Annotated in this window: 8 protein-coding genes; 7 read left to right on the top strand and 1 reads right to left on the bottom strand. The window is 68.3% G+C overall.

From position 1 onward, the window contains the following. The first annotated feature begins 57 nt into the window (after nt 1-57). From ACX9MN_RS12505 to ACX9MN_RS12525, 5 genes are all read left to right on the top strand, one after another. The gene (locus ACX9MN_RS12505; protein ID WP_489724595.1) at nt 58-921 is read left to right on the top strand and encodes an OmpA/MotB family protein; all 864 of its coding nucleotides are present in this window, start codon (nt 58-60) and stop codon (nt 919-921) included. Then, complete coding sequence (locus ACX9MN_RS12510) at nt 912-2,309, top strand: EH signature domain-containing protein (protein WP_447686005.1); 1,398 nt, start codon at nt 912-914, stop codon at nt 2,307-2,309. The genes ACX9MN_RS12505 and ACX9MN_RS12510 overlap by 10 nt, the downstream gene beginning before the upstream one ends. 1 nt (nt 2,310) lies before the next feature. Then, nucleotides 2,311-5,343, top strand: coding sequence for a DEAD/DEAH box helicase (locus tag ACX9MN_RS12515; RefSeq protein WP_489724596.1), 3,033 nt, complete (start codon nt 2,311-2,313; stop codon nt 5,341-5,343). Nucleotides 5,344-5,352: 9 nt separating this feature from the next. Further along, nucleotides 5,353-6,207 carry a hypothetical protein gene (locus ACX9MN_RS12520; protein ID WP_447686003.1) on the top strand — a complete coding sequence of 285 codons (855 nt, stop codon included), beginning with the start codon at nt 5,353-5,355 and terminating at the stop codon, nt 6,205-6,207. A gap of 114 nt (nt 6,208-6,321) precedes the next feature. After that, on the top strand, nt 6,322-6,486 hold the full coding sequence (locus ACX9MN_RS12525; RefSeq protein ID WP_489724597.1) for a hypothetical protein: 165 nt from the start codon (nt 6,322-6,324) through the stop codon (nt 6,484-6,486). Here the strand turns inward: ACX9MN_RS12525 and ACX9MN_RS12530 are convergent. After that, the gene (locus ACX9MN_RS12530) at nt 6,483-6,743 is read right to left on the bottom strand and encodes a hypothetical protein (RefSeq protein ID WP_447686002.1); all 261 of its coding nucleotides are present in this window, start codon (nt 6,741-6,743) and stop codon (nt 6,483-6,485) included. The two genes, ACX9MN_RS12525 and ACX9MN_RS12530, sit on opposite strands and share 4 nt — an antisense overlap. Before the next feature lie 379 nt (nt 6,744-7,122). Here ACX9MN_RS12530 and ACX9MN_RS12535 point away from each other — a divergent pair, with 379 nt between their 5' ends. Together ACX9MN_RS12535 and ACX9MN_RS12540 are read left to right on the top strand one after the other, a co-directional pair. Continuing rightward, complete coding sequence (locus tag ACX9MN_RS12535) at nt 7,123-11,274, top strand: bifunctional DNA primase/polymerase (RefSeq protein WP_489724598.1); 4,152 nt, start codon at nt 7,123-7,125, stop codon at nt 11,272-11,274. Between the two features lie 1,433 nt (nt 11,275-12,707). After that, nucleotides 12,708-13,019 (top strand): hypothetical protein, encoded by a 312-nt coding sequence (locus ACX9MN_RS12540; protein WP_489724599.1) that lies wholly within the window; start codon nt 12,708-12,710, stop codon nt 13,017-13,019. Nucleotides 13,020-13,211 lie beyond the last annotated feature (192 nt).

Consider the following 13,211-nt stretch of genomic DNA (forward strand, 5'->3'; position numbering starts at 1 on the left):
GCCATGCTCAGCACCACAGAGGAACAGGCCGAAGAGTCCGAGAACTACTTCATCTCCATGACCGACATGATGGTCGGCATGCTGTTTATTTTCATCATCATGCTGATGGTCTTCGCCCTGAACTACCGAAAGGGCGACGACGACTCCAAGAGGATCAAGGACTGCCTGACGGAGCTGCTGACCAAGAACGCGGTTCTCAGCGCCGACATCAACGACAAGGTCAACAAGATCCAGGGCGACGTGCGCAACCAGATCGAGGCGCTGGAACTCGCCGCGGACCAGCGCCGCCGCCTGCTCACCGACATCAGCAAGCGCCTGATCGCGCAGGGGCTGGCGGTACAGGTGGACGAGCGTAACGGGGTGCTCCGACTGACCGAGGACGCCGTTAGGTTCGCCCCAAACCGATCCGATCTCGACGCCCGTGCGCGCGACGCCCTGACCCGCATCGGCCGCGTCCTCACCGACGTCGTGGCCGAGTACGCCGCCTGCAAGCAGGGTCGTACGGAAGCGTGCGGCAAGTTCCAGGGCGCCTCGCTGGAGACCATCTTCATCGAGGGGCACACCGACACGACCGGCGTCCCGGACCTCGCCGAGCGTGACCGTCGAAACTGGCTGCTGTCCACCGAGCGCGCGACAGCGACCTACCGCGAGATGACGGCGGGGTCGCCCGATCTGCGGGACTTCCGCAACCGGCGCGGGGAGCAGATCGTGTCCGTATCGGGGTACTCGTCGACCCGGCCTATCGCCTCCGGCGAGGACCGCGAGGCTTGGGAGAAGAACCGCCGCATCGACCTCCGTTTCGTGATGGATGCCGACACGACGATCAACCTCAGGGACATCATCGCCCTCAACGATGAGGTGAAGGCGCAGATCAGCCGCTTGGCGGCGATCAGCCAGGACAGCATCGCCGCATGCAAGTGAAGAGCGCCATCGCGGAGATCCGCACCCGGCCGTCGACGTTTCCGGCGTTGCCGACGACGGCAGCGCTGGCGATGGTCGCCCAGGAGATCCCGGCCCCCACCATCGAGGTCGAGCCGGCACCGCCGCCGGATCTCGACCAGATCGCCACGCGGATCATCCAAGCCTTCTCCGCGGGCGCTGTCCCCGAGCGCAGAGACGTAAATCTCGCCCCGTGGTGCCTGTGGGACGGGAAGAGGCCGCTGGTCCGAGAGCCCACCGTCCTTGCCAGGTTTCTCGCCCACGTGCGGACGGCATCTCGCAAGTCCACCTTCAGGCGCCTGGCGTCCGCGTACATCGTGCGCTTCGACCCGAGCGAGGCGGACCGACCCACCTCCGCGCTCAACGATATCGCCGCCACCCTTCGCGACCTCGCGTCCCGCATGACCGGGCCGCTCACCGAGGCTGCCCGCCACCTCAACCTATTCGACCCTCGGACCGCGCCCCGCACGATTGCCGGCATCGCGCTCGACCGGAAGATCTCCCCGAGCCGGGTCCTGGCCGATTTCGGGATCCAGAACCTCGGCGCCGAGGCCGGCCTGGCGGAAGCCGCCTTCCTAGCCGGCCTGGACCGGCAGAGGACGGACAGGTCGCTCAGCCCCCAGGCGAGGCTCGCGTCAATCCAGGCTTGGGGCACGAGGCAGGACGGGTCGGTCATCTTCGAGCATCGGCGCGGGACCTACGTCGACGCCCTGGTGCTGCCACTGGCCGATGTCGACGTGGACCGTACGGCGATGGACGCCACCCTGAAGTTCCTCGTCGCCCGGTTCGGGGACCCCCGTTTGAAGCAGGCGCGCTGGCAGCCGATGACCAGCAAGTCGACCGTTCTGAAATGGCTGACGGCGCTCTCCCTGCGGCAATTCCTCGATGTCGTCGACCAGGGTGCCTACGACTTCCAGTGGCGGTATCGCCGCGCCTTCTGGGAGGCCGTCCATAGGCGCGGCCTCATCGACGATGCCTGGGTCGTCTTCGATGAGGTCGGGGACCGGACGGCCAAGCGTCTATTCGACGTGAAGGCACCCTACGCGCGTTGGACGAGCGGCGGCCGCAAGCCAATCGAACGCGGCCATGCCGTACTGCTCCTCAAGGTCGGTCGAGGCGTTGTCGCCGAGTGGAGCCACAACGGCCGCTGCAACATCTGGCACGACAGGGCCGATCCGACGGCCCCGGCCCTGAGCAAGTCCCTGTACGATACGGACGAGGTCCGCGTGGGCCGGCAGAGCACCCCGCAGTTCAAGGTGGCGGAGATCACGCACGCCGGGTCCGAGGGCTACAATTGGCAGGTGAAGGTCGCGAACGAGATCTTCCTCCTCACGAACGTGCGCGTGATGGAGTCGGAGTACAGGGTGTGAGATGGCGCTGAAGCTTCGGACCGAGTGTCGCCCCGACCATGTCGAGGTCACCCTGGTCGAGCCCCCACGGGTCAGGATCCCCCTTTTCGGCAAGGCCAGCATCAGGCCGGCTGCCGAGTGGGCAAGCGTTCCCGAGCCGTTGGCGCAAGCCGTTCGGCGGCTTCTTTCTCTGGTTGCGGAGGGTCAGGCTGAGTGGAAGGGTGACGCCCTTCTCATCGCTAACGCCGCCGCCGCGGACCTGCCATCCGGTCTGGCTTCGATGATGGGGATGCCGGAGATCGCTCCGCTAATCGTGGACATCGCTTTCCGGGGCGCAATCAGCGACGAGAAGAGCCGCATCGATACCGAGTGGCGCGAGACGTCCTACGGCCGGATTACGCCGCTCCGTACCGGGATCGAGGTCCGCTGGGGCGAACGGTCGGGGCGCCTGACAGCCCCGCTCTATCGACTGCTCGAAGCCATCGAAGGCTACAACTCGACTTCCGGCCAGGACATCGACGCCAGGGTCGCGCGATGGAGCGAGGTCACCTCGGCGCTCGCGGTCGTGAACCCGGATTCCGTTAAGGCGGACAGCTACACGAAGGGCCTGACCGTCTTCCAGGCGGGATCCTTTGCCCTGGACGTCACGCGGAGGGGTGACGCGATCGATTTCGTGCCCGTGCTCATGAGCCGGGAACGGGCCCGTTCGCTCGAAGACGACGCCCCCGTGATCGAGGAGGATGCCGACGTCGCGGGCGGGGCCTTCGACGAACTGGTTGACGTCGAGACCTCGACCCTGCTCGCCCATGCCGACCAAAGTGCCTTCGAGCGGACGTTCGAGACCGCCGCCGGCGTGAGGCGGGCCTACAACCTACGCCGGAGTACGTACCTCCTGGTGGATCCGGGCCTGCAGAAGGCGCTCGAAGTCGTCCGGACCATGCGAACCGCCCCGGAGGACCGCAAGCGCGCCTTCGTGAAGAACCCGAGGACGCAGATCGCCCTGGATCTCGGCCTCGATCCCGGTGACCCGACGGTGTCGGCGCTCTTCGTCGAGACGAAGCAGTATTCTGACCGTGTGATCGGGCTGGGCGTCTGGGAGAAGCCAGAGCTCTCTTGGCTGTCGAAGGCCAGCACGGAATGGCTGCCCGAGAAGTTCCCGGTGGTGGTCGAAGGTCGCCGTTCCGAGATCACCCTGAAGGACGCGCGGCAGCTCGCCACTGATGTCCCCAAGGCCGAAGTCGAAGGCCGGGAGCGGGTCGCCTGCGGTGACGGCGAGCTACTGGTGCCGGTGGCGCGGGATATCCTCCGACAGGTCGCCGACGTCATCCACGAGCGGCAGCCCGTCGATGAGAGCGTGCAGCCTGCCGACGATGACGAGCCGGCCGTCAGCACGTCGGCCGCCGGTACGGCGGGTCCGCGCGAGCCGGTAGTGGTCAAGATCGAGACCAACTTCGAGGACGTCACGTTCGAGGTGACGCGCAAGCCGCGGCCGACAGTGATCAGCGATGGTTTGCCGACGGACCGCATGGGGCGGACGAGCTTCAAGCCGCACCAGGTCGAAGGCTTCGCCTGGCTCGTCGGAGCCTGGAAGGCCGGCTGGCCTGGTGTCCTGCTGGCCGACGACATGGGGCTTGGGAAGAGCTACCAAGGCTTGGCCTTCCTCGCCTGGATGAAGGCGAACCGCGAAGCGGCCAGGGCCAAGGCAGCCGCGGGCGTCCCGAAGGGGCCCCTTCTCATCGTCGCGCCGACATCCCTCCTCCAGAACTGGATCAAGGAGGCCGAGAAGCACCTCGCACCGAACGCTTTGGGTGAGAACCGCGCCGACGTTTTCGGTTCCAGCATACGCAAGTTCCGAAACCCGGATCAGGCTGCCCGAGACCAAGGCGAAACGCTGAACTGGAGGCTTTTGGAGAAGCAGGACTTGGTCCTGACGACCTATGAAACGCTCGCCGACAATCATGTATCGTTCGCGCGGGTCGGCTTCTCGGCGGTGCTCTTCGACGAGATGCAGAAGGTGAAGGACCCGGGGACGCTCAATACCTGGGCCGCGAAGGCCGTGAACGCCGATTTCGTGCTCGGCCTGACCGGCACGCCAATCGAGAACCGGATCGAGGATCTTTGGTCGATCATGGACCGGGTTTTCCCCGGCTTCCTCCGAGACCTGAAGACGTTCTCGAACACGTACAAGAGCGGCGACATCGACCGCTACCGGGACCTTTCGGACCGGATGATGAAGCCTCTGGACGGCGCGCCGGCGATCATGCTGCGCCGGATGAAGGACGACGTCCTGGAGGGCTTGCCGACCAAGACCGTCACGCCGTACCGGACAGTCATGCCGGACGTGCAGGCGAAGGCTTACGGCGACGTCGTTGCCAAGGCCCTCGGCATGGAAGGTCCGCGGGCTCGCGGTGCCATGCTCGAAGTCATCCAGAATCTCCGAGGCATATCGCTTTACCCGGGGGACGCACTCTCGGACGATCTTCTGTCCGTGGCCGGCTGCGAGGCGTGGATCGCCAGGTCAGCCCGGCTGGGAAAGTCCTTCGAGGTGCTCCGCGAACTGGAGCGTCTAGGTGAGAAGGGGCTGATCTTCGTGGAGCAGCGAAGCATGCAGGCGCAGATGGCGAACGCCATGTCGACGATGTTCGGCATGGAGCGACCGCTCATCATCAACGGGGACACCCCCGGTCATCGGCGCCAGGACATGGTCGACGATTTCCAGGCGAGGCGTCGCGGCTTTGACGCAATGATCCTGTCTCCGAAGGCCGCGGGCGTGGGCCTGACGATAACGGCGGCGAACCACGTGATCCATCTCAGCCGTTGGTGGAACCCGGCCGTCGAGGATCAGTGCAACGACCGCGTCTATCGGATCGGCCAGGAGCGCCCCGTGACCATCCACGTCCCGATGGCCGTCCACCCGGCGCTCGGGGACAAGACGTTCGACGTGACGTTGGATAGGCTTCTGGACGGGAAGCGGAGAATGTCCCGTAATTTGCTGATGCCGCCCGTGTCGGACAGCGATCTCGATCAGGTGTTCGCGACGGCATTGGCAGCATAGGCGGAAATCATGCGCGTCTTCGCCAAGCGGTTCTACGGCTTCGATCCCGAGAGGCATCCCGTCATCGCCTTTGGAAAGGCCGGAAACAGGGACGCCCTCATCACCGCATCGTCGCCGGGCGACCTCATCGTGTTCGTTGGGACCCAGGGCGAACCGACCGCCGAGCATGAACGTGGCCGTCTCCTTGGCATGGCGGAGTTCGCGCGCATTCCCGTCGATGTCCGTGACGTGATCGATCCTGCCAGAATGGACCCGAGCTTCTATGCCGCCGATGGATCGCTTCTATGGCCCAAGGGCCTCCCGATCCTTCGCGCTTGGCGGTTCGCGGACCCACGACTGAAGCTGATCGACGTCCTTCGCGAGCAGTTGACGTTCGAGGCCACCGTCCGTGCTGTCCGGCTCGATGAGACCGATACGCGCGCGGTGCTGGCGCTGCCCAAGACGGAGGTGACGGTTCCCCTGGTCCCGAGTGTCGCGAGGCTGCTGGCCTTGAGCGACGCCCTGGCCTCCAATCTTCCCACGACCGGACCGACACCGACAGACTGGACCGGGACCGTCACGAGGACCACGGAAGCCGACGCATGGACCTACGCGATGCGTTTCGGGAAGCGCGGCGTGTGGAAGGTCGGGCACACTCAGGACATCGATCAGCGCCTGAAAGAGGTCAACAAGCACGTACCCGTCGAGGAAATCGGTGAAGGCTGGAACCTCGCCCTGAAGCAATATTGGCCGAACTCGGTCGCCGCGCATGCGATGGAGCAGCGCGTGTTCCAGAGCCTGATGGCTTCGAGGACCGTCGACGAACGTGTCAGATGCACCGAGACTCAAATGCTATCGGCATGGACATCCTCGTTGGCAGGCTGAGGCAGGGATGCAGCCTCAGCCTGAACCATCATCCGCAAGGACCAACCGGCTCCCGGCCGCCGCCGGGCTGAGAGTCGCCGAACTCGTTGCTGAGGCCCTGCAGGGACGCCTGCCATGCCGATAAATCTCGTCAACGAGGGACGGGCGGCGACTGCGGGCGAGCCCGGCATCACCGTGCTGCAGTCAGTCAGGCTCGTCCTGAACGAGCGTTCCGGCGAGGTGTTCGGAAACGCCCTCGGGTGCGCCCAAGGCTTCGTGGATCTCGGGACGGGGGACTAACCCGCCCGGCGCGCCAGGTCCTCGAGGATCAGGCCCAGCGCCACCCCGGCAGGGTCCGCGCGGGCGGCGTCGTAATCCGCCGGCGTCGGCGTCCTGCCGGAGTACCGAGGGTGCAGGTCACCCGGCTGCCGGTAGACGGCGCAGTGGATGCCGCGGACTGGGTTGACCCGAAGCCACGCCCAGGGCTCGACGCCGAGCTCCTCGGTCTGGGCTTCGGTGAGGAGGCGGCGGCAGGAGCGGCCGCGTTGCTCCCTCACGCAGGGATCGGCGGCGCATCTCAAGTCCATGATTATCCGGTCTCAGACGCTCGCGCATGAAGAATGACTGGCGAAAGCTCTTACAGTTAACGAACGGACGGTTAGTCACCGTATTTCTATCCGTTTCGGCCGATTCACCATGGCTGCTCACAAGCAACGGCGGCGAACTTGCGGCTGGCCGAATCGGGCGTAATCTATCTGTTGGAAGGGTCACCAGAGCCGATAACGGCTAAGTGAACAGTGTTCAATTTCGGCCACCGCCGGCTCTTTGAACACTGTTCAGAACAGACCCACCGCGCGGGCCCAAAGACCGCAACCTGACGAGCTCTCCCGAACGCGACGACCCAGACGGCACCGGATACGCAGAAAGGCCCGCAGGTTGACGACCCCTCAGACGCCCGACGAGCTCCAGCGGCTCGTCCTCGACGCCTTCCCCGGCGCAACGCTCGCCGACGCCAAGTCGGCCCGGCACAGGATCTACGCGAACGACCACTGGTTCGGCGACGTCGCCCCGGCGATGTGGGACCGCGGCTGGGCCGTCTACCCGCAGACGCGCCGCGCCGCCGACGGCCTGACCGCCAAGCGGGTCCCCGCCAGCATCGGCGGCACGATGATCAAGACGTCGCTCCTGGCGACGCGCATGCCCTCGGCGGTCGAGCGCGACGAGTGGTGCCGGCTCGCCCCCTCGCACAACGTGGCCTTGTTTCTCGGCCCGGCCGAGGGCGGTCCCATCGCCATCGACATCGACATCCGCATGCCGGAGATGTCGAAGGCCGTCGAGGACATCGTCCGCGAGATGCTGCCGGCGACACCGTTCTGGCGCGGTTCCGACGGCGCCAAGCGGGTCGTGATCTTCCGCTCCGACCCGGCCGACCCAATCCGGCGCAAGAGGGAGCACAAGCTCCTCGACAAGGCGGGCCGGCCCGTCGTCGACAGCTACGGCAAGGCCTGCGCCATCGAGATCCTCAGCGCCGGCAACTCGGTCACGCTGCACGGCCTGCACCACGCCACCGGCGCCCCCTTCCGCTGGGAAGCGCCCCCTGTCCTGCAGGGGCCCGAACACGCCCCCCTCGTCACCGCTGCCGCCCTGCGCGCATGCCTTGAAGCCATTTCCGAGCGCGTCGTCGAGCTCACCGGCCTCGGGCGCGGCTACGACGTCACCGGCGCCCGGCTCGCTACCGGCGAGGTCACGGCCGCCGTGACCAATTCGTCAGGCGTCGTCGTCCCCGGCAACCGCGAGGGCGTCGCCGACACCACCTACGGGCGCAAGGGCAAGGTGACCGACGGCCGCGAGCCGTACGTCCGCTCGCGCGCGTTCCGCTACGCCATCGCCAACCGCCCTCTCCTGGCCACTGAGGCCGGGCGCCACGCCGTCGCCGGCCGCCTGTTCGAGGAGTGCAAGGAGGTTTTCGACGGCCTCGGGTCGGGCCGCTACAGTGCCTGGGGCGATGAGGGCGGCCGCGGCGCCAACGCCGGCAACTCCGTCCTCCACGACTGCCGCGCCAAGCTGGAAAGCGCCCGCCTCACGCTCGCGGAGACGCCCGACCGATTCGTCAGGACCGTCGGCCGGGACGAGAGCGGCCGCAAGCAACTCGCGGTCCGGACCGGCGTCGGCATCGACCGGGGAGCCGACGACGAGCTCGGCTGGATCGAGCCCGACACCGTGTCCCTGTCCGCCATCACCGCGCACGACCAGGCCCGCAAGGCCGCCGAGCGCGCCCTGCTGGGCAAGGAGGGGCGCGAGGAGGGGCAGCGCCGCGTCGCCCGCGAGGTCCGCGCCACCATCGACCGGTTCCTCGACCAGGCCGATGCACAGGCCCGCAACGCCAAGGCGCCCCTCACCAAGGTCATCCTGATGCGGGCGCCCGTCGGCGCCGGCAAGACCAGCACCTTCATCGAGCGCATCGCGGCCCGTCCCCGACGGGGCAAGCCCGTCGTCATGTTCCTCCCGTCCTATGCCAACATCGAGGAAGCCGCCTCACGCGCCGAGAACCGCCGGTCAGCGGCGGCCGCTGCCTCGACGCCGGCGTTCCGTCAGGCGGCCGCCGAGGTGCGGGCGCAGGCCGACGCCGCTGGCCTCAAGGTCGGCATCCTCAGGGGCGTCGAGCGTGCCGGCTGCACGCGTGTCGAGCAGCGCCAGGTCCTGCGCAACCAGGGCGCCCCGGCGCACGACCTGTGCTCGGCCAAGGTCGCCGCCATCCGGGGTATGGAGAAGGAGACGCTGTACTGCTCCGACCATCCTGAGGCCGGGGGCACGTGCCCCGTCATCGCCGACCGCAAGGCACTGGCCGCCTGCGACCTGGTCCTGGCTCCGACGGTGTTCCTGACCATCGGCCTGCCGCCCGAGTTGAAGGAGGAATGCGTCGCCCTCGCGGTGGACGAGCGCTGTGCGTTCGAGTTCCTCCGCTACGACAGCATGCCCCTGTCGAGCCTGCTCCTGCCCCGGCCCGAGCCCCACATCCTGGAATCGGATGGCGAGGGGGTGACCTCCCAGGACCTGCTGCTGGAGCGCGACCGGGTCGCACGCCTCGTCCACGACGTATTGGCCCGGGGCGAGGATCCCGCCGCCGCCATCTACGCCGCCGCGGCGCAGAAGCCCACGCTCCTCGACGACGTGAAGTCGGCCAAGACCGTCGCCAGCCGGGCCCAGCGCGCCGCCGCCCAGGTGGTGCCCAATTGCTCGGCCGAGTACCTCAAGGATCTGTTCTCCAAGGCCAAGGCGACGGACATCCGGCAGGAGAACAAGCTGTGGGACGTCATCCTCGACCGGCTCGCCGGGCTGAAGGCCGACGCCCTGACGCGGTCGCTAGCCCGTTCCGCCGGCGTCGACGTGGACCCGTACATGCTGCAGGCCCGGGGCGAGCGTGACGCCCGCGTGCAGGTCCTCACCATGGGCGAGACCGGCCAGCACGTGCGTGTCTCGTGGCGCGAGGCCCCTTGCCTCACCGAGCTCCCGACGCTGCTCCTCGACGCCTCCGGCGACGCCGACATCTCGGAAAAGGTCTGGAACGGCCGCGACGTGGAGACGGTCGACATCGCGGCGTACTTGCACGTCCGCACAGTCGTGTGCCTCGACAGCAACCATAGCACCACGTCGTTCGTGCCGGAGCTCAACACCGACGACGAGGGGCGCAAGCGCGCCTCCCGTCAGCTCGTGAACGTGCGCCGGGCGGTGAACAACGTCGCCCACGTGAAAGCCGGCGGCCGCGTCGGCGTCGCCCTGCCGCTGCGCGGGCGCAAGGCGGTGCAGCGGGCCCACGCCGAGGCGCCGAACTTGGACGTGATGCACTACGGCGCCATCCGGGGCCTCGACTTCGCCAAGCGGCACAAGGCGCTCATGACGGTCGGCAGGCACGAGTTCCCCGTGTGGGTGATCGACGCCCTGGCCGCGGCGCTGACCTACGATGACATCGTGCCCGAGGCCCCGTTCGACGTGCAGGGCGACGGGCTCAACGACGAGGGCAAGCCCATCGCGCAGCCCATGGTCGACCGCACCTATCCGCTCCGGGACGGCCGCGACCTGGTCATCCAGGTGCCTCAGTACCCGGGGCGCTGGGCCGCCGCCGTGCAGGCCCAGTTCCGCGAGGAGGAGCTCATCCAATCCATGGGCCGCCTGCGCCCCGTCTACCGCGACGACGTCGGCCTGTGGATCGCCATCTCGCGCGTCCTGCCTGCCGGCATCGTCGTCGATGCGGTGACCACGCTGCGGTCCCTGTCCACGATGCGCGGCGCCGGCGGGCATTTCGAGGCTGTCCGCCGGGCCGGCGGCGTCGCGGATCCCGAGGTCATCGCCCGTGTCGCCCCGGACGTGGGGCTGGGCCCGACGACACTGGCCTCGCACGGGCTGGCCGGCACCGACACCTCGGCCGAGATCGCGGCCGGCATGGACGTGTGGTCGGTCACCGCCGACGGCCGCGCCCGGGTCGTGCAGGTCCCCGGCTACCACGAGGATGCCGCCTCGGAGATCGTCGACGCCTACGACCGTGCCGGCATGCGGGTGGATAGCCTGCAGCTCGTCAGGGAGGCATCGGGCAAGGTGCCGTCGGAGCGCAAGAAGGCCGACAAGGTCGACGACGAGCTCGGCACCAGGGACGAACGGCGCGAGGCTGAGGTGGCCGCCCGGGCCGCGGCGCAGGCCCACGTGCCCCAGCCGGAGCGCCCGTTCGGCGACGCCCCGCATTTGCTGACGGTCGGACGCGAGCCGCGCGCCACCGACGTCGAGGTCGCCATCATCCTGGAGACCCAGTGCGAGGTGGACCCGCAGGAGGCGGCCCGCCTCAACCGTGAGGCGACCGTCGACGAGGCGGCCGAGGAGTCTACAGATCAGGCGGCGGGCGGTGCAGCGCTGCCCGCAGTTTCGACTGGTCCCGGGTCGCCGGCGGCACTGCGTTCCATTGCCGCGCGGTGGGCCGGGGCGGTCGCTTCGTCTTCCGGGGCCTCTTCGCCCGCTCGATCCGGCGCTCCGCCAGACGGGCGTGCCGTGCCTCCGCCGCTTCGGCTCGCGCCTGGGCTGCGGCGTCACGGGTCCTGATCCCGAGCGATTCGTTCCGGGCGACGGACAGGCGGATGCCGGTCCTCTCGCCCCTGTAGTTCGTAACCCACGACCACGCCACCCTGAACCCCGCCGCGGCGAGCTCCGCGCATGCGGGGTTCAGGGCCGTGCGCTCCATCTGGCTGGGCTTCGCGATGCCTCGGAACCCGAGGATCTCCTGCGCCTCACCGAGGGGCAGCGTCAGGCGCAGCGTGCCGTTCTGCCGGCGCGCCTCGCAGCCCCGGGGGATGGCGGCCGGGCTGGCTTCCCAGGCGAGGCAGCGCAGGTAGAGGACGGGGCTGTACCGGCATCGAAACGCGTTGAGCGCCGCGGCGTCGACCTCGACGGTGCCGCCGTATCCCGGCGTGGCAGCCGCCAGGAGCGTCGCCTCGATACCGAGGGATGCGAGCTCGTCGCCGTCCCTCACGAACGTCCCCTTGGGACCGAGGAAAACCTTGTTGGTCGGCGTGCTCAGGCCATAGCCATCGAGGCTCCTGAGCGTGACGAGGCTGTCGCAGCATCGGGACAGGGCGGCCCGAACGGTCGTGAGCACGGCACCCGCCATGGCCCGGCGCAGGGCAGGCAGGTCGATCTCGTGCCGGGCATACTCGACCCCGTGCCGGTACGCCTCTGTCAGGCGGTACTCGCGTTCCATCTCATCAGTCTCGCGCGCCGATGAGGCTGCCTGCGAGAGGGCGAGGATCAGGAAACGAATCGATCCTGCGTCGGCGCCGTGCATTCCAGGCAGGCTCGCCGCCGGCGATGCGTCGACGACGAGGTCCCTCGCGAGGTCGAGGGACAGGGGGAGCTTTCGGGTGGCCTGCTGGCGGGGCATCGGGGGGTCCTGCAGGCCCGTCCGGGGCCTCGGAACCCATTATCGCCCCGGCCAAGCCAGTTTCAAGGAAAACGATGAGGTTTGCCTAACGACTTAGGGGGGTGCGAGGGCACCAAAGGAAGGGGGACTTAAAAGGGGGATTCTAGCCGGGAGAGGGTTTATCCCTCTCCTTCAAGGATTCCTGTAACGCGTGCGCGCGGGTCGACCGTGCTCTCTGGTACGTCTCTCCCCGTGGGCCGCGCATCGCGCGCTACGCGCCCTCCCACGTCCCAGCAACAGCCCTGCAGGTTCTCGCACCTGGTCAGGTCGACCTACGCGCCCCGTTGGGGCGTTTTTCCATGGTTCAGGCCTGTCGCTCCGCATTTCAGGGGGACTTGTCTGAGAGCCGCGCCCGCCCGGCTGAGGGATGGCCCCGCCGAGGCCCTAGGAAGCTCGCCACGCCGGTTTCTCAGGCTCGGCCGTGGATCGGCGCGTCAGACCTATCCGAACGGCCCTGGCGGGCTTCCTAACGCCTCGGCGCGAGCAAGTGATGCCGTCACGTGCTGGCGTTGTGCCTTGCTGGGCCGACGCGCACGCTTGCGGGCGAAGGAGACATGCCATGGCCGCCACACGTCTGACGCTCCGCCAAGTCCGCGCCAACGCGGCGATCCGCTCTGCCCGCGCCCGGGCACGCCGTGTGGCGTTGCAGCGCCCCGAGGGCCGCGACGTTGCCCTCGCGCTCGGCGACGCGTTCGTGGAGATCCTCGCCCAGCGCGGCATCGTGAAGGCGGACGGCCGCGTCGCCGGCGTCGCCGCGCTGCAGGCCCATCCGGACCTCGCCGCCGTGATGTCGGCCGCGACGCAGGCATTGGCCGACCGCTTCGCCCCGACGGAGGTCGCGGCCGTCCTCCAAGCCCGGCTCGCGGCCTGAGGCGTCGACTCTTGACGAATTCGCGCCGGCACTTACGATCGAAGGCTGGCAACCTGCGCATCCCCGCCCGGGGTCGCGTCGGATGCTCGTCACCCCGGCCGCATGCCCGTGCGCCGGGGTTTTTTTTCTCCCGAGGCGCCCTGATAGCCCGCTCGCGCGCCAAGAACCCGTTCTTCGTCGGCGTCGACATCG

The sequence above is a fragment of the Methylobacterium sp. 1A genome (genome assembly GCF_058072805.1).

What these genes read in the sequence shown, in the direction of transcription:
- ACX9MN_RS12525 (WP_489724597.1), top strand. Translation starts at nt 6,322, where the DNA reads ATGCCGATAAATCTCGTCAACGAGGGACGGGCGGCGACTGCGGGCGAG.
- ACX9MN_RS12540 (WP_489724599.1), top strand. Translation starts at nt 12,708, where the DNA reads ATGGCCGCCACACGTCTGACGCTCCGCCAAGTCCGCGCCAACGCGGCG.
- ACX9MN_RS12505 (WP_489724595.1), top strand. Translation starts at nt 58, where the DNA reads ATGACCGACATGATGGTCGGCATGCTGTTTATTTTCATCATCATGCTG.
- ACX9MN_RS12510 (WP_447686005.1), top strand. Translation starts at nt 912, where the DNA reads ATGCAAGTGAAGAGCGCCATCGCGGAGATCCGCACCCGGCCGTCGACG.
- ACX9MN_RS12515 (WP_489724596.1), top strand. Translation starts at nt 2,311, where the DNA reads ATGGCGCTGAAGCTTCGGACCGAGTGTCGCCCCGACCATGTCGAGGTC.
- ACX9MN_RS12520 (WP_447686003.1), top strand. Translation starts at nt 5,353, where the DNA reads ATGCGCGTCTTCGCCAAGCGGTTCTACGGCTTCGATCCCGAGAGGCAT.